This is a genomic window from Bradyrhizobium sp. NAS80.1 (genome assembly GCF_001908205.1).
GTDB lineage: Bacteria > Pseudomonadota > Alphaproteobacteria > Rhizobiales > Xanthobacteraceae > Bradyrhizobium.
The window spans coordinates 18,168-33,894 of record NZ_LGHL01000013.1 but is presented as its reverse complement, the minus strand read 5'-3'; the positions used below and the strand labels follow the sequence as shown (position 1 = coordinate 33,894).

General features: G+C 62.8%; 14 protein-coding genes. 9 read left to right on the top strand and 5 right to left on the bottom strand.

The window, feature by feature from the left end; translation table 11 throughout:
- Positions 1 to 123 precede the first annotated feature (123 nt).
- The 4 genes from uvrA to AC629_RS03560 all read left to right on the top strand — a co-directional run bounded on the left by uvrA (position 124) and on the right by AC629_RS03560 (position 7,502).
- Positions 124 to 3,099 carry an excinuclease ABC subunit UvrA gene (gene uvrA / locus AC629_RS03580; RefSeq protein ID WP_084803407.1) on the top strand — a complete coding sequence of 992 codons (2,976 nt, stop codon included), beginning with the start codon at positions 124 to 126 and terminating at the stop codon, positions 3,097 to 3,099.
- Positions 3,100 to 3,105: 6 nt separating this feature from the next.
- Positions 3,106 to 3,816, top strand: coding sequence for a hypothetical protein (locus tag AC629_RS44865; protein ID WP_143198879.1), 711 nt, complete (start codon positions 3,106 to 3,108; stop codon positions 3,814 to 3,816).
- Positions 3,817 to 3,890: 74 nt separating this feature from the next.
- Positions 3,891 to 4,547, top strand: coding sequence for an HAD family hydrolase (locus tag AC629_RS03570; protein WP_084803405.1), 657 nt, complete (start codon positions 3,891 to 3,893; stop codon positions 4,545 to 4,547).
- An 885-nt stretch (positions 4,548 to 5,432) separates the two neighbouring features.
- Positions 5,433 to 7,502, top strand: a complete 2,070-nt coding sequence (locus tag AC629_RS03560) for a DUF1217 domain-containing protein (RefSeq protein ID WP_084803404.1) — start codon at positions 5,433 to 5,435, stop codon at positions 7,500 to 7,502.
- 234 nt (positions 7,503 to 7,736) lie between these two features.
- Here AC629_RS03560 and AC629_RS03555 read toward each other — a convergent pair whose 3' ends face one another.
- The 3 genes from AC629_RS03555 to AC629_RS03545 form a co-directional block, all read right to left on the bottom strand.
- Positions 7,737 to 8,504 (bottom strand): AAA family ATPase, encoded by a 768-nt coding sequence (locus AC629_RS03555; RefSeq protein ID WP_084803403.1) that lies wholly within the window; start codon positions 8,502 to 8,504, stop codon positions 7,737 to 7,739.
- A gap of 108 nt (positions 8,505 to 8,612) precedes the next feature.
- Positions 8,613 to 9,473, bottom strand: coding sequence for a PCC domain-containing protein (locus AC629_RS03550; protein WP_084803402.1), 861 nt, complete (start codon positions 9,471 to 9,473; stop codon positions 8,613 to 8,615).
- A gap of 9 nt (positions 9,474 to 9,482) precedes the next feature.
- Entirely contained in the window at positions 9,483 to 11,090 is a 1,608-nt protein-coding gene (locus tag AC629_RS03545; RefSeq protein WP_084803401.1) for an acyl-CoA synthetase, read from the bottom strand.
- A gap of 178 nt (positions 11,091 to 11,268) precedes the next feature.
- On the opposite strand from AC629_RS03545, the gene AC629_RS46510 reads away from it, so the two are divergent.
- The 3 genes from AC629_RS46510 (at position 11,269) to AC629_RS03530 (ending at position 12,530) form a co-directional block, all read left to right on the top strand.
- Positions 11,269 to 11,637 (top strand): hypothetical protein, encoded by a 369-nt coding sequence (locus AC629_RS46510; RefSeq protein WP_084803400.1) that lies wholly within the window; start codon positions 11,269 to 11,271, stop codon positions 11,635 to 11,637.
- A 90-nt stretch (positions 11,638 to 11,727) separates the two neighbouring features.
- On the top strand, positions 11,728 to 12,243 hold the full coding sequence (locus AC629_RS03535; protein ID WP_084803399.1) for a DUF3828 domain-containing protein: 516 nt from the start codon (positions 11,728 to 11,730) through the stop codon (positions 12,241 to 12,243).
- A gap of 11 nt (positions 12,244 to 12,254) precedes the next feature.
- Positions 12,255 to 12,530, top strand: coding sequence for a GNAT family N-acetyltransferase (locus tag AC629_RS03530; protein ID WP_084803398.1), 276 nt, complete (start codon positions 12,255 to 12,257; stop codon positions 12,528 to 12,530).
- Between the two features lie 135 nt (positions 12,531 to 12,665).
- Here the strand turns inward: AC629_RS03530 and AC629_RS03525 are convergent, their stop codons facing one another.
- Positions 12,666 to 13,601 carry a tetratricopeptide repeat protein gene (locus tag AC629_RS03525; protein ID WP_084803397.1) on the bottom strand — a complete coding sequence of 312 codons (936 nt, stop codon included), beginning with the start codon at positions 13,599 to 13,601 and terminating at the stop codon, positions 12,666 to 12,668.
- Between the two features lie 104 nt (positions 13,602 to 13,705).
- Here AC629_RS03525 and AC629_RS03520 point away from each other — a divergent pair, with 104 nt between their 5' ends.
- Complete coding sequence (locus tag AC629_RS03520; protein ID WP_084803396.1) at positions 13,706 to 13,981, top strand: GNAT family N-acetyltransferase; 276 nt, start codon at positions 13,706 to 13,708, stop codon at positions 13,979 to 13,981.
- Between the two features lie 56 nt (positions 13,982 to 14,037).
- Here the strand turns inward: AC629_RS03520 and AC629_RS03515 are convergent, their stop codons facing one another.
- Positions 14,038 to 14,436: a DUF3597 domain-containing protein gene (locus AC629_RS03515; protein ID WP_084803395.1), complete on the bottom strand. Its 399-nt coding sequence runs from the start codon at positions 14,434 to 14,436 to the stop codon at positions 14,038 to 14,040.
- A gap of 333 nt (positions 14,437 to 14,769) precedes the next feature.
- On the opposite strand from AC629_RS03515, the gene AC629_RS03510 reads away from it, so the two are divergent.
- Positions 14,770 to 15,678 (top strand): DUF2189 domain-containing protein, encoded by a 909-nt coding sequence (locus tag AC629_RS03510; RefSeq protein WP_084803425.1) that lies wholly within the window; start codon positions 14,770 to 14,772, stop codon positions 15,676 to 15,678.
- The last annotated feature ends 49 nt before the right edge of the window (positions 15,679 to 15,727 follow it).

The following is a 15,727-nucleotide window of genomic DNA, read 5'->3' as shown; positions in this document are numbered from 1 at the left end:
ATCCGTTCCCGTTCTTCCTACGTTCGCGGGCATACCCATCGGCGCCGATCCCGGTTCCGGGCGAAGCGCGCCCGAATGTAGGCGCGGTCGCTCGCCGATGGGATTTCCTTGAGGACCACCGGGATGGACGAAGTGATCAAGGCGAAGCGCCAACAGCAGAACGCGGGCTCGAGCCTGCGCGCAATTACGATCCGTGGCGCGCGCGAGCACAACCTCAAGAACATCGATGTCGAGATTCCCCGCGACAAGCTCGTGGTGTTCACCGGCCTCTCCGGCTCCGGCAAATCCTCGCTCGCCTTCGACACCATCTACGCCGAGGGCCAGCGCCGCTACGTCGAATCGCTGTCGGCCTATGCACGCCAGTTCCTCGAGATGATGCAGAAGCCTGATGTCGACCAGATCGACGGCCTGTCGCCGGCGATCTCGATCGAGCAGAAGACGACGTCGAAGAACCCACGCTCCACCGTCGGCACGGTGACCGAGATCTACGATTACATGCGCCTGCTCTGGGCACGCGTCGGCGTGCCCTATTCGCCGGCCACGGGGCTGCCGATCGAGAGCCAGACCGTCTCGCAGATGGTCGACCGCGTGCTGGCGCTGCCCGAAGGCACGCGCCTCTATCTGCTCGCCCCGGTCGTGCGCGGCCGCAAGGGCGAGTACAGGAAGGAGCTCGCCGAGTGGCTCAAGAAGGGCTTTCAGCGCGTCAAGATCGACGGCACCTTCTACGAGCTTGCGGAGGCACCGACCCTCGACAAGAAATTTCCGCACGACATCGACGTCGTCGTCGACCGCATCGTGGTGCGCGCCGATATCGGCCAGCGCCTCGCAGAAAGCTTTGAAACCGCACTGAAGCTCGCCGAGGGCCTCGCGGTCGTCGAGTTCGCCGACGCGCCGGCGGCTGCGCCTGCAGAGGAAAAGAAGAAGACCGCAAAAATCCACGACAAGAGCGGGCCCGAGCGCATCCTGTTCTCGGAAAAGTTCGCCTGCCCGGTCTCCGGCTTCACCATTCCCGAGATCGAGCCCAGACTCTTTTCCTTCAACAATCCCTATGGCGCCTGCCCGGCCTGCGGCGGCCTTGGCGTCGAGCAGCATGTGGACGAGGATCTCGTCATCCCCGACAAGGAGCTCGCCATTGGCAAGGGCGCGATCGCGCCCTGGGCCAAGTCGTCATCGCCCTACTACACGCAGACGCTGACTGCGCTCGGCAAGCACTACAAATTCACGCTGGCCACCAAGTGGAAGGATCTGCCCAAGAAGACGCAGAACGCGATCCTCTACGGCTCGGGCGAGGACGAGATCAAGTTCTCCTACGAGGACGGCGTCCGCTCCTACGACACCAAGAAGCCGTTCGAAGGCGTCATCACCAACATCAATCGCCGCTATCGCGAGACCGAAAGCGAGTGGGCGCGCGAGGAGCTGGCGAAGTACTTCCACGACGTGCCCTGCGAGGGCTGCAAGGGTTTTCGGCTCAAGCCCGAGGCACTCTGCGTCAAGGTCGGCGGCAAGCATATCGGCGAGATCTCGGAGCTGTCGGTCAAGAAGGCCGGCGAATGGTTCGAGGGTGTGCCCGAGGCGTTGAACGCGCAGCAGAAGGAGATCGCGGGTCGCATCCTCAAGGAGATCCGCGAGCGCCTCACCTTCCTGCTCGACGTCGGCCTCAACTACCTCACCCTCTCCCGCGCCTCCGGCACGCTGTCCGGCGGCGAGAGCCAGCGCATACGCCTGGCCTCGCAGATCGGCTCAGGGCTGACGGGCGTGCTCTACGTGCTGGACGAGCCCTCGATCGGCCTGCACCAGCGCGACAACGCGCGCCTGCTTGACACGCTGAAGCGCCTGCGCGACCTCGGCAACACGGTCGTCGTGGTCGAGCATGACGAGGACGCCATTCGCCTCGCCGACTACGTTCTCGACATCGGCCCCGGCGCCGGCATGCATGGCGGCAACATCGTCGCCGAAGGCACGCCCGCCGAGATCATGCGCAATCCGAATTCGCTGACCGGCAAGTACCTGACCGGCGAGCTCGAGGTCGAGGTGCCGGAGCGGCGTCCGCCGAACCATCGCCGCACCATCAAGGTGGTCAACGCGCGCGGCAATAACCTCAAGAACGTCACGGCGGAGATTCCGCTCGGCCTGTTCACCTGCGTCACCGGCGTCTCCGGCGGCGGCAAATCGACACTGCTGATCGACACGCTCTACCGCGCCATCGCCCGCAAGCTGAACGGCGCCAGCGAAGGCGCCGCCCCGCACGACCGCATCGAAGGCCTCGAGCACATCGACAAGATCATCGACATCGACCAGTCGCCGATCGGCCGCACCCCGCGCTCCAACCCCGCGACCTATACCGGCGCCTTCACGCCGATCCGCGAATGGTTCGCCGGCCTGCCCGAAGCCAAGGCGCGCGGCTACGAGCCCGGCCGCTTCTCCTTCAACGTCAAGGGCGGCCGCTGCGAGGCCTGCCAGGGCGACGGCGTCATCAAGATCGAGATGCACTTTTTGCCGGACGTCTACGTCACCTGCGACGTCTGCAAGGGCAAGCGCTACAACCGCGAGACGCTGGAAGTCCTGTTCAAGGGCAAGAGCATCGCCGACGTGCTCGACATGACCGTCGAGGAAGCTGCCGAGTTCTTCAAGGCGGTCCCGCGCGTCCGCGAAACCTTCCAGACCCTGCACCGCGTCGGCCTCGACTACATCCATGTTGGCCAGCAGGCCACCACGCTCTCAGGCGGCGAAGCCCAGCGCGTCAAGCTTGCAAAGGAGCTGTCGAAGCGTGCCACCGGCCGCACGCTCTACATCCTGGACGAGCCGACCACCGGCCTGCACTTCCACGACGTCAAGAAGCTGCTGGAGGTGCTGCACGAGCTGGTCGCGCAGGGCAACACGGTCGTCGTCATCGAGCACAATCTCGAAGTCATCAAGACCGCCGACTGGGTCATCGACCTCGGCCCCGAAGGCGGCGACGGCGGCGGCGAGATCGTCGCCTGGGGCCCGCCGGAAGACATCGCCAAGGCGCCAAGGAGCTACACGGGCAAGTTCCTGGAGCCGGTGTTGAAGAAGGCGCGGAAGCCGAAGCGGAGGAGCACGAGCGAGGCGGCGGAGTGAGGGAGCATGGCCAAAGCGCAGCCATTCCCTTGGTTCGACGAATCTTGGATCGAAGGTGAACACGACAAGATTGTCGCAGCGAGCGCTGAACTCCGCGATCACCTCAAGCTATTTCACGCTAGTTTTGAGGTATTTCATCAATGCCTCCGACAGCATCCATACGCTGGGCGACCTGAGGCTCTTGTTGTACTTCGTTTGATTGCGCGCGTTTTTAACACTACTGGCGCATGCCTAAAACTCGCGCGTGCTGGTTATTTTCAACCATCATTTGCGATGGTTAGGGACATTGTCGAAATTGAATTCCTAGCTGACCTCTTTTCACGAGATCCAAAATCTCTCTCTCAATGGATCTCGGCCGATGCAAAAACGAGGAAGAAGGAATTCAAGCCCGTTGCCGTCCGCGACATACTGGATAGGCTTGACGGACTAACCTCAAAGAAGCGAGCAGAAGTGTATTCGCTTCTCTCCGCACACGCGAGTCACGTGGACCTTGACGGCTTTCAGATCATTTCGCCAGGTAACATGACCCAGATTGGGCCGTTTCCTTCAGAGAAGGTTTTGACCGCGCCATTCCAGGAGCTAGCGAAACATCTTCAGTTCGCGTGCATACATCTTATGAAAGTCTTGAAGCCCACAGCTCCGGATATCTTGGCTCCGCTGAAGGATATGAACTCTGCTCTCGTCGAGTGGAGACAAAAGTACAGACTTCAGAATTAACTCCACAGAGATCCGATCCAGCTAGGCTGTCGTTGCCACATCGCGCTTGTCAGCGAACTCCAAAATCCAGCTCGATGCCCTACTCCCTCGCCATCTTCGATCTCGACGGCACGCTGGCCGACAGCTTCCCCTGGTTCCTGCGCACCATCAACGATGTCGCCGACCGCTTTGGCTTTCGCCGCGTCGCGGATGAGGATGTCGAGGGGTTGCGGCATGCTTCGACGCGAGAGATCCTCGCCCGCCTTGAGGTGCCGCTGTGGAAGTTGCCGGCGATCGCGCGGCATGCGCGGCGGCTGAAGGGACAGGCGGCGGCAGAGATTTCGCTATTTGCCGGCGTCGAGGCGATGCTGCGGACGCTGGCCGGGAATGGCGTGCAGCTCGCGCTGGTGACATCGGACAGCGAAGCCAATGCGCGCGAGAAGCTCGGCGAGGTCGCCGCCCTGTTCGCCCATTTCGATTGCTCGGCATCGGTGTTCGGCAAGCCTGCGAAATTCCGCCGGGTCATCCAGCGCGCCGGCGTGGACCCAAGCCACGTGATTTCGATTGGCGACGAGGTCCGCGACATCGAGGCGGCGCGGGCTGTGGGGGTCGCCTGCGGTGCCGTGTGCTGGGGCTATGCGGCACCGGCGGCGCTGCGGGCACACGGGCCGGACATGGTGTTCGAGCGGATGGAGGATATTGCGCGCGTGATGTGTCGGCCCGAGACCGTAGGGCGGATTAGCGGAGCGTAATCCGCCATCCCGCCTCGCGCGCAAAAAACGCCGGGTTATGCTACGCCACGCGCCCTACGCACCTACAAGCCCTTGCGCCGCCCGGCGGGCAAAACACGCCAGACCCGGGTCAATGCCTCCGGATCAAGACATTTCGCTTTACGCGAATTCGGATTTATCGCACATTTCGGCCATCCCGACCCGGCCGAGGGGCGGATCGCGATCGTCACGAACGCGGGATGGGACGTGGTGGACGCGGGCAGCGTCGGCGCCAAGGTGGTTGCAGGGCGGGTCACTCCGTGAGCAGCTCCCCGCGCGCACACGACCGGTGCTGCCTGCGTACGGCAAAATCGTGTGGTCCTGGCGCCCGGAGCCTGTGCGCCAAGTCTTGCGGTGATCTGCGGCCCGACCGGGTCCGCACATCAGCCATCTGCAAGGCAACGGGGGCAATAGTGCATCGCTCCCCGGGGAGAGCGCGACATAAGCCGTAAGACCACTGCGCAGGGAAGGCCGGGATGTCCAGGCTGCCCTGTATGCCGCTGTGCATCTGTATCCAGCGCATTTGCGCACCGCGGACCGCGGGTGCCAGCCGGCGCCCGACCTTCCCTGCGCCCTCGGCACCTTCGAGGGCGGCAACTGATGCAAAGCTCGGGCACGATGTGCCGCGGGGAGGTGAAACTGTGCCCGCGATTTTCGAATGCCAATTAGAAGACGAAGCTTGCGGGGGGCTTGCCGGAGAGATCCGTGCGATGCGGCACTAGGACGCAAGCGATACCTAAAGTTGTAACTCAGAATCGCAGTAAAAACTAACCGCCATTCTGTCTGCTGGCATGAGGCCAGTCTCCACCTTGCGACCCGGCAATGATTGACGGAAGTCCAGGACCGCCGAGCCGTCAGGAATCCCTTATGGTGTCAACGTATTTCAGCTACAGCTACGTCGCGCGCAATCTCACGCAGGCCCTGACGCGGGTGGCGCAGCAATCGGACGTCGCGCGCGAAGCGGCCTATTACAAAGCCAACATCGGCAAGGTCCACACCGTTGACGATCTGATGAAGGATTACCGCCTGTATCACTTCGCAACGAAAGCCTACGGCCTGGAAGACATGGCCTACGCCAAGGCTTTCATGAAGAAGGTGCTGGAGAGCGACCTCAACGACTCAAAAAGCTTTGTCAACAAGCTGGTCGACAAGCGCTACCGGGAGTTTGCCGCGGCATTTTCCTTCAATGGCGGTGCGACGCCGGTTGCGCAATCGGGGGACCAGACCGATGAGATGATCGGCCTATATACGGCGACCAAGAAGAGCCAGGTCGATGCGCTTGCCGGCGACTCGGATTACTACAGCGCCCAGATCGGCAAGATCAGCACTGCCGACCAGCTCCTGAACAACGACCGTCTTCGCAACTATGTCTATTCGGCCTACGGGATCGATCAAAGCAAGTGGCCGAGCAACACGATAAGTCAGGTCCTGCGCAGCGATCCATCCGATCCAACCAGCTACGTCAACACCACTTTCGCTTCTCAACTGAATGGCCTCAAAGCCCAGCTCGCTCAAGCCCAATCGGATGTCAGCGCCGCCAATGCGAACATAGCCAACTACACGGCTCAACTATCGCAACCGGGCGCCAACGTGACCCAGTTGAACGTCCAGATCCTGGTGGAAAAGCATCACCTGGAGTCATATACGAACAGCATCTCCAGCCTCAACGACCAGATAGCGACGATTGGCGGGTTTGTAGACCTGGCCGGCGCGTTCGAATTCTTGCCCGATGGATCACTCCCGTCGGGGGTGTCCGCGCAGACTGCTGCGAACGTCACCATCACGAAACAGCGGTTCGACGCCAGCAAGGCCGCCGTCTACCAAGCTGCAAGCCCGATATTCGAAGCTTTGGCGATCAAGCAATTCAGATCGGACCTCCTCAAGATTAATTCGGTCCAGGCGTTCGTGTCGACACCGGGCGTGTATGATTTTGCGCTGGGCGCCGTTGGCCTCGATCCCAAAAACGTCTCGCAGGCCACCGTCAAGGCTGTCCTCGAAAGCGACCTCAGCGACCCCAAGAGCTACGTCTATACCCTCAAGGACGATCGATACGTACAGCTCGCACGCGCCTTCAACTTCGACGCAAAAGGCAATCTGACGACCCCCCTGGTGGCTCAGGACTCGGCTGAAGTACTCCAGATTGCGAAGGACTACGTCATCGCAGCGATCAAAAACGCAAGCCCTCAGCAGCAGAAGGCAGTTCGGGAACAAGCCCAGAAAGTCGCGACGGCTTATCAGGAAGCAATCGCAGGCATAGGAAGCGTGTCCGATCTGCTTGCAAACAGGAATATGGTCGACTTCATTCTTGTCGCCAAGGGTTTGCAGCCCGAGAAAGTCAGCACCAAATATCTCGAGAAGATCTTCAGCTCCGATCTGAGCAATCCGAAGAGCTTCGCAAACACGGAGAGCGATCCTCGCTTTGCCGAGATCGCGGCGTCGTTCAATTTCGATGGCAAGGGCAACGTCGCGCATCTTCCGATGATGGGTCCGCAAAAACGCGACCAATTTCTGGCAACGCAAAAGAACTATCTCCAGCAAAGCCTGGAGCAGCAGCAGGGGGATACGAATCCCGGAGTGCGTCTGGCGTTGTATTTCCAGCGAATGGCGGGACACATCACGTCTGCCTACGACATACTTGCCGACAAGGCTCTCTCGGAGGTGTTCAGAACCACCTTCGATTTGCCTGATCAGATGGCTTCGATGCAGATCGATCAGCAAGCCAAGATCGTGGGAAAATACCTCAATATCAAAGATCTTTCGGACCCCACGAAAGTTGCAAAGCTGTTGAGCCGCTTCTCCGCCATGTATGACGCGAAAAACGCCAGTCCGACTTACTCGCCCGCGCTCGATCTCTTTCAAGGATCGAGCTCGGGGATATCAAGCATGAGTGAATCGACATTCCTGGCCATGGCTAAGGTACGCGCTCGCCCCTGGTGATCGCCAGCCGAGACGACATGCCGCGAGGATGTGAAGGCGTGTCCGCAACTGGACTCAAACATCGATTGATACCCAGCGCATACTCCGTCATTGCGAGCGAAGCGAAGCAATCCAGACTGCCGCCGCAGAGAGATTCTGGATTGCTTCGCGGAGCCTGTCATCGGGCTGCGCCTTGCGCGGACCCGTTGGCTCGCAATGACGACGGAGAGAGCGAGTGTTGGTTAAGTCTCTCGACTACTCTGCCAGCGTCGCCTCGATGAACCCGTGCGGATCTGCGCAAAACTCCCGCATCACCCGGTAATGATCAGTCTCCCCCACGGTCACCGGCTCCAGACCATATTTCCCGAGCCGCAGCAGCCGCGCGTTGGGATAGGCCATCAGCATCGGCGAATGGGTCGCCATGATGACCTGGCAGATGCGGGAATCCTCCATGCGACGCAGCAGCTTCAGGAATTCGATCTGACGCGCCGGCGAAAGCGCCGATTCCGGCTCGTCGAAGATAAAGATGCCCTGGCGCTGGCAGCGCTCTTCGAAAAAGCGCAGGAAGCCTTCGCCGTGGGAGTGCGACAGGAAATCGGGGCCGACTTGGCCCGCATCACGCGCAGCCTTGTCCAGATATCGCGCTACCGAGAAAAAGCTCTCGGCACGAAAAAACCAGCCATTGGTGATCTTCGGCAGCCAGCTTGCGCGCAGCGCCTTGGAGAGTTGGCCGCCCATCTTCTCGCGCGCTTCGGAATGATCGACCGGCATGTAACCCTTGCCTCCACCGGCATCGTCATAGCCGGCGAGCGCCGCGATACCCTCCAGGATCGTCGACTTCCCGGTACCATTCTCTCCAACAATGATCGTGATGGGGGCGTCGAAGTTGAGCTCGAAATCATCGGGGAAGATGGGCAGGCAAAACGGGTAAGCCTCGCGATCGCGAACCTGCGATGGGTCGAGCCAGACCCGCTTCAGATACGGCGCAGGCAGGTTGATCGTACGACTACCTCTTCGGCTCATTGCCGTCTCTCCGCCCGTTTCGCCGCGAACAATACGGATTGGAACATAACGGGAACGATTGTGCCGCGCAAGTGGTGCGGAGGTCCCGGCGCCAGCGCCAGTAGCACCTCAGTCGAGCACTTCCAGCACCAGCTCCATCGTCATCAGCACGGGATTGTCGCCGCGGATCAGGCGGCCCTCGGCGATGCCGCCAGTGTAATCGATCAGCGCGACGTCGAGTATCGCTTCGGGCGCGCCGGAGGGACCGGTCGCGATCGTACCGGCCGTTACAGCCAACTCGGTCGCGAACGGCTCGGTCACACCGCCATGGGTGAAGCGCGCGCCGATGGTCGAGCCGACGCCGCCGTGGATCTTCGCACGCGCGATGCCGCGCTCGCGGCAGAACGCTTCGAGGCAGCCCGCGAAATCCTGGTTGGGACGCAGCCGGATCGCGAAAGCGCGGCTCGTCGTGCGTGCGCTGCTGCTCGCAGCAGGCACCGGGCCGAACAGCTTGAAATTGGTCTCGGGATTGGGCTCGGCGGTGAACATCGCGCCATCGATACCAAAGGCCTCGACCTCGAACGGTTCGGCAACCATGGTCTCGTCCGGCAGCATGTGGCCGCCGCTGGCGCGGCCATCGGCTTCGGTCCAAAGCCCGTGGCAGTGAAAGAACGGCGCGCCGTCGCGCGCACCAAGCGTCATGCGGCCGAGCTTCGTGCGCGTCACGCCCTTGGGCCTGAACGTGTCGCTATAGAACGCTGCGTTCTCGCCGGTCTTCGACAGCGCCGGCATCACATAGCCGAACGGCCCAAGCGCGCCGCTGCCAAAATTCAGCACGCCACCGGCATAGCCCTCCGCTGCAAAACCGCGACGCGCGGCTTCGAGCAGCGGCAGACCTGCCTCAAGCGTGAACGAGAAGGCGCGTCCCCTCGCCTCCACCCATTGAATGCGCTCTGGGTGCGGCGCGCCCGGCTGCTTGATGCTGCGCATGACCTTCGCTCAGCCCGCCTGCTTCTTGTCGAGATCGAGCAGCCCGCGCGCCTCGAGCTCATCGCGCACCATGCGCTTCGGGATTTTGCCGTAGCCGGACTTTGGCAGAGCCTCCCAGAAGAAGAAGCGCTTCGGCATCTTGTAGCGCGGCACCTTCGGCGAGAGGAATGCCGCCATCTCCGCTTCGCTCACGGGCTTCTCGCCTTCGCGCGCGACGCAGACGGCAACGCCGACCTCGCCCCAGGTCGCATCCGGCACGCCGAGGACGGCGACCTCACCGACCGCGGGATGCGTCAAAATCTTCTCCTCGATCTCGCGTGGATAGATGTTGGAGCCGCCGGAGATGTACATGTCGGAGGCACGTCCGGTGATGTAGACGAACCCCTCCTCGTCCATGTGGCCGAGATCACCGGTGCGGAACCAGCCGTTGCGAAACGCCTTCGCATTGGCTTCAGGGTTGTCGTAGTAGCCGGCGAGCACCGCAGGGCCGATCACGCAGATCTCGCCGCTCTGGTTTGCGGCGAGCTCGCGGCCCTCATCGTCCTGGATCGAGACCTGCATGCCGGTGCGCTCGAAGCCGCAGGTGCCGATCTTCGCGTGCGGGCCGTCGTCGGGATCATGCAGCGCCGCCGGCAACACCGTGATGTTGCCGGTGACTTCGCCGAGGCCGAAATACTGCACGATGACCTTGCCGAGCTTCTTCAGCGCGGCCTTCTGATCCTCGCGATACATCGGCGCGCCGGCATAGATCACGTGACGCAGCGAGGAGTGATCGTATTTGTCGGCGGCGGGATGCTCGACCATCATCTTCAGAATCGTCGGCACCGTGAATAGATTGCTGACGCGATGGGTCTCGATCAGCCGGAACGCCTCATCGATGTCGAATCTCTCGGTCGGCAGCAGCACGGTGCGCACGCCACGAGCGGTCTGAACCAGCTGATGCACGCCTGCGCCATGCGACAGCGGCGCCACCACCAGGGACGCATCCCCTTCCGTCACTCCGGGCGTGAGATCGGCGAGATGGTTGGTGACGACAAAACCCATCTGGCCATGGGTCAGCACTGCGGCCTTGGAGCGGCCGGTAGTGCCGGATGTAAAGAAGAACCAGCAGGGATCGTCGTGCTCGACCGCAACGTTCTCGACCACGGTGCCGGCTCGCGATGCGACGGCATCCGCAACCGACGTCTCGGCGAATGGCGCCCCGCCGTCGATGCTCCAGGTGAATTCCAGCGCGCCGCCCTTCACCGCCGCGGCGTGATCGGGAAAATCGACATGGCACAGAAACGCCTTCGCGCCGGAGGCTTGCGCGAGATAGGCGACCTCGTCCGGCATCAGGCGGAAATTGGTGGGGACCCAGACGGCGCCGAGCCGGAAGGCGGCGAACATCGAAAAGAACATCTCGTCGCCATTCTTGGAATGGACGAGGATACGGTCGCCCTTCGTGATACCGCGCGCGGCGAGCGCCGCGGCCAGCGCCGAGACCTGCGCGTCGATCTCGCGCCAGCTCCAGGATCTGTCACCCCAGACAAAGCCGGGACGCGATCCATGCCTCCGCGCATTCTGGGTCAGCATATGGGCGAGATTCATGACGCGGCGGGACATGCGCAGGGGCTGCATCGGGCTTCCTCTTCGATGGCGGACGGCGCGCTGGCCATCCTCTCATTGCAGCCCATTTATCGCCATCGTCCGCAGCCTCGCAAGGCCGCTGGACAGAGCGGAGCCATGCGCACGTTCAAGGAATCTTAAACATGATCAGCGCAACCTCGCTGAGTTCTCGCGTACAGAGTGCAGCATCATGGTCAAAGCGCCCGCCTTCCTCCTGTTGTCGCTGGCGCTCGCCGGATGTGCCGTGGCCCCGCAGGCGCATCTCGCTCCCGATCCCGCCTTCAAGCCTGCGCGCTATGCCTGGGACGGTGCCGGCGAGGATCCGAATCAGCCGCGTTCCGCCTCAGGGTCATCGCGTGCAACGCGCGCCGCCGCCGCATCCGAGCTCAACAGGTCGCAAGCCGGGCTTCAGCCCTATTCGAAGGAATGGTGGCAGGCCCAGGACGGCATCGAGGCAGAGCAGGACGCCAGGCTCAACCGCTCCCTCGTCATCTGCCAGGGCTGCCTCCGCCAACAGCCACAGCCAGAAGATGCGCGGCTGGCCAAAGCGTCCGATTGAACCGAACGGCCTCTCGATCGGTCTACAGAGATACGCGCCGACGCCGGCCGCTCAGCCTGCCGTCGCACGCCATCATCTCAGGGGCATTCCATGATCACCCGTCGAACCTTCGTCGCCGCCTCTCTTCTTGCCTCCGCCTCCCCGGCATTCGCCGTGATGCCCGTCCCCAGCGATCCCGTCGCGATCCTGACCGCGATCTACACCCGCGCGGCCAAGGGCAAGGGCGATGGTGGCGGCGCCTTCATCATCGAGAACAAGGCGGCCAAGGACAAATATCTCTCCAAGGCCCTGGTCGCGCTGTGGGCCAAGGCGGATGCGCATACGCCGAAGGGCGATGTCGGGCCGGTCGATTTCGATCCTGTCACCAATTCGCAGGAACCCGACGTGAAGTCGTTCAAGGTTGACGCCGAGAAGACGGAGGCCGACAAGGCGATGATCGCGGTGACCTTCACCGGCCACCGCAACGACCGCAAACCCGCCGACCAGATCGTGCGTTACGACTTCGTGCGCGAGGCCAACAGCTGGAGAATCGACGACATCAGGGGCTCGTCCGACGGCGAAGCCTGGTCGATCCGCAAGATGCTGACGGACTCGCTGAAGAGCTGACCGGAGACGACATGAGCGACGTCATCGACAACAAGGCCCATCACCGCTTCGAGCTTGAGGTCGAGGGCTACCTTGCGACCGAACACTACAAGCTCGACGGCAACGTCATCACCTTCGTGCATACCGAGGTGCCGAAGGAGCTCGGCGGCAAGGGCGTCGGCTCGAAGCTGGTGCAGGGCGCGCTCGACCAGGTCCGTGCGGCCGGATTAAAGCTGATACCGGAGTGCCCGTTCGTGAAGGCGTGGATCGAGAAGCACCCGGACTACCAGGACCTGGTGAAGCCTTAGCTCGCTCTCCTCATCCTGAGGAGCGCGGCACGCGCGTCTCGAAGGATGAAGGCCCGGCTCGCGGCCTCGCCCTTCGAGACGCCGCGCAAGCGCGGCTCCTCAGGGTGAGGATCGGCATTGTCGCGCGGGCGCGAGCTACAACACCCCAAGCTTCCTCAAAGACTCCTGCGCCATCGGCAAGCCCGGCTTCAACTCCAGCGCCTTCCTGAAATCGGCGATCGCGCCCTGCTTGTCGCCGACCCGCAAGCGGGCCTGCCCGCGGTTGTTCCAGGAGAACACGTCGGAGGGATCGTATTGCAGCGCCTTGTCGTAGTCGGCGAGGCCACCCTTGGTGTCGCCCTGGTAGAGGCGGATCATGCCGCGATTGCGCCAGCCGCGTGCATCGGTCGGCGCGATGCGGATCGCCTCGCCATAATCGGCTGCGGCGCGGTCGAGCTGCTCGCTGTCGCGATAGACGTTGCCACGATCGATATAGGCAAGCAGGTTCGGCGCGAGCTTGATCCGCATGGTGTAGTCGGCGATGGCATGCACCATGTCGTGCCTGCGATAGTAGACCAGCCCACGATTGGTATAGGCCGTGGCATAGTTGGGATCGCGCTTGATGGCGGCATCGAAGTCGGCAAAGGCGCCGTCGAGATCGCCCTTGTTGTAGCGGGACTCGCCGCGATTGCTGTAGGCCAGCGCCAGCGATGGATCGAATTTGATGGCCTGGTCGTAGTCGGCGATGGCGCGATCGTAGTCGCGCTTGAAACTATAGACGCGGCCACGATTGTTGTAGGCGCAGGCATAGGCTGGATTGAGCCTGACCGCCTCGTCGAGATCGGACAACGCGGCATCAAGCTCGCGCCTCTCGGTGAGCCCGTGGCCGCGATTGCAATAGGCTCCGGCGAGCCTGTGCCCGCTCTCGCTCTTGGTATCGATCACGGTCGAGCAGGCCTTGACCCGCTCTTCCGGGGTGCTGGTCAGCCCGACGCACGCTTCCCAGGCCGGACCGCCTTCGGCCGTAGCTGGCACTGGCGCGGTCGCGGCGAGCGTGGCGAGCAACGCCACGAGACTGAGCGGGACACGCATTTTCCGGATATCTCCCCTGCGGCAACCTCCCTTGGTCGCACCTTGGCAAGGACCGGTTCAGGCGCCTAGATCAGGCAACAAGCAGCAGCTCGGAAGGATCTTGCATGGCGGCATTGGTACGGGACAACAGGGACAGGAGCCGCTTCGAGCTGGACGTCGGGAGCGAGGTCGCCTTCGCCAATTACCGGCTGACACCGTCGGCCGTGATCATCACCCACACCGAGACCCCGCGCGCGCTCCGCGGCCGCGGCATCGGATCCGAGCTGGTCAGGGGCGCGCTGGACTTGATCCGGCGCGACGGCAAGAAGGTGATCGCCGGCTGCGGCTTCGTCGTCGACTATCTCGAGAGGCATCCGGAGGATGCTGACCTCGTCGCCTGAATCAAACGCAAAAGGGCCCGCGAATCGCGGGCCCTTTGCCTCGACCGAGGGATCGGTCAGTGCTTGATTTCCGGCGGCAGCTTGCCGCCATTGGCGGCGAGCTTGGACATCACCTGCTTGTGCAACCAGACATTCATGCTCGCGGAATCATTGGTGTCGCCGCTGTAGCCGAGTTCCTTGGCGAGGTCCTTGCGTGCGGCGAGGCTGGAGTCGATGTCGAGCGCCTTCATAAGGTCGACGATCGAGGTCCGCCATTCGAGCTTCTCGCCCTTGTGCGCGGCCACCGCCTTGTCGACAATCGCAGCGACGTCCACCGTTGCAGCGGGCGCCGCCGCGGGAGCCGACGACGGCGTCGATCCACTCGGCGCGGCGCCTGCGGGCGCGCTGCCCGTGGGTGCGGCGGAAGCCGGATGGCCGCCGAAGATCGCGCCCATGATTTTTCCGAAAATGCTCATGTCTATTCCCCGAAAAGGATCCGTTGGAAGCGCCTTGATTGGCACTTATAGACCAACTTTCTGCGTTGCGCCCGCGGAGTTCTGCGAACCAACAAGCAGCATGAGCTTATCTGCGGCGAAATGACGACCGAATGACACATTCGAGGTTGCGGTGCGACATCGAATTTCACCCAAGCGTGAGGGACAGGACTCGGAATTGGGGGTACGCTTGAGGCTCAGCTCGCGATGCCGTCAGGAATTCGCGTCTGGTGGGAATCGCGAAACTTCAAGAAGCGGCCGCTTGCGCCGTTTGCCGGCGCCGAATTCGGCTGCATGGCAAGGGAGCTAGCGACCATGGCCACATCCTACCAAGGCAATGTGCCCACGACGGCCCAGACCGCCGATTCGGCTGGACCGGAGATCAGAACCATCCAACTGTCCGACCTGCACGACGCGCTCAAGCTCGGCTGGGAAGATTTCAAAGCAGTTCCGAGCCACGCCATCATCCTGTGCGTGATCTATCCGGTGCTGGGCCTCGTGCTCGCCCGCGTGGTCATGGGCTATTCGGTACTGCCGCTTCTGTTTCCGTTGGCCGCGGGCTTTGCCTTGATCGGTCCGTTCGCCGCTCTCGGCCTCTATGAACTCTCGAGCCGGCGCGAACGCGGCGAAGAGGCCAGCGCCTGGGATGCCATGGAGGTGCTGCGCTCGCCTTCGTTCGGTGCGATGCTCGGCCTCGGCACGCTGCTGCTCGCCTTGTTCGTGACCTGGGTTGCGACCGCGCAGGCGATCTATGTCGCGGCGTTCGGCTATGAGGGCGTGACCGGGATCTCGGATTTCGTGACGCGCGTGCTGACGACGCAGCAAGGCTGGTGGCTGATCGTGGTCGGCTGCGGCACAGGCTTCCTGTTCGCGCTCGCTGCGCTCTGCATCAGCGCCGTGTCGTTCCCCCTGATGCTCGACCGCCACGCCGGCGCGTTCGAGGCGATGGTGACTTCGCTGCGCGTCGTCGCCAGGAACCCCGTGCCGATGGCGGCCTGGGGCCTGATCGTGGCGGTGCTGCTGGCCCTTGGCACGATCCCCGCCTTCCTCGGCCTTGCCGTGGTGATCCCCCTGCTCGGCCACGCAACCTGGCACCTCTATCGCAAGGTGATCGTGTCCGCGCCTGACGCACGCCCGGTGCCGCCGCCGCCGCATCGTCCGCGCAAGCCGGCCGCCGACTTCCCCGCCAACCTCTTCCCCTGGCGGAATCGGACGGACGCCTGACGATATCGTGACATGCGATCCTGCCCCGGGTCGGGCAGGATCGCGCATT

Bases quoted from the DNA above. Each gene is read 5' to 3' on its own strand.
- uvrA (WP_084803407.1), top strand. From the start codon at position 124: ATGGACGAAGTGATCAAGGCGAAGCGCCAACAGCAGAACGCGGGCTCG.
- AC629_RS44865 (WP_143198879.1), top strand. From the start codon at position 3,106: ATGGCCAAAGCGCAGCCATTCCCTTGGTTCGACGAATCTTGGATCGAA.
- AC629_RS03570 (WP_084803405.1), top strand. From the start codon at position 3,891: ATGCCCTACTCCCTCGCCATCTTCGATCTCGACGGCACGCTGGCCGAC.
- AC629_RS03560 (WP_084803404.1), top strand. From the start codon at position 5,433: ATGGTGTCAACGTATTTCAGCTACAGCTACGTCGCGCGCAATCTCACG.
- AC629_RS03555 (WP_084803403.1), bottom strand. From the start codon at position 8,504: ATGAGCCGAAGAGGTAGTCGTACGATCAACCTGCCTGCGCCGTATCTG.
- AC629_RS03550 (WP_084803402.1), bottom strand. From the start codon at position 9,473: ATGCGCAGCATCAAGCAGCCGGGCGCGCCGCACCCAGAGCGCATTCAA.
- AC629_RS03545 (WP_084803401.1), bottom strand. From the start codon at position 11,090: ATGCAGCCCCTGCGCATGTCCCGCCGCGTCATGAATCTCGCCCATATG.
- AC629_RS46510 (WP_084803400.1), top strand. From the start codon at position 11,269: ATGGTCAAAGCGCCCGCCTTCCTCCTGTTGTCGCTGGCGCTCGCCGGA.
- AC629_RS03535 (WP_084803399.1), top strand. From the start codon at position 11,728: ATGATCACCCGTCGAACCTTCGTCGCCGCCTCTCTTCTTGCCTCCGCC.
- AC629_RS03530 (WP_084803398.1), top strand. From the start codon at position 12,255: ATGAGCGACGTCATCGACAACAAGGCCCATCACCGCTTCGAGCTTGAG.
- AC629_RS03525 (WP_084803397.1), bottom strand. From the start codon at position 13,601: ATGCGTGTCCCGCTCAGTCTCGTGGCGTTGCTCGCCACGCTCGCCGCG.
- AC629_RS03520 (WP_084803396.1), top strand. From the start codon at position 13,706: ATGGCGGCATTGGTACGGGACAACAGGGACAGGAGCCGCTTCGAGCTG.
- AC629_RS03515 (WP_084803395.1), bottom strand. From the start codon at position 14,436: ATGAGCATTTTCGGAAAAATCATGGGCGCGATCTTCGGCGGCCATCCG.
- AC629_RS03510 (WP_084803425.1), top strand. From the start codon at position 14,770: ATGGCCACATCCTACCAAGGCAATGTGCCCACGACGGCCCAGACCGCC.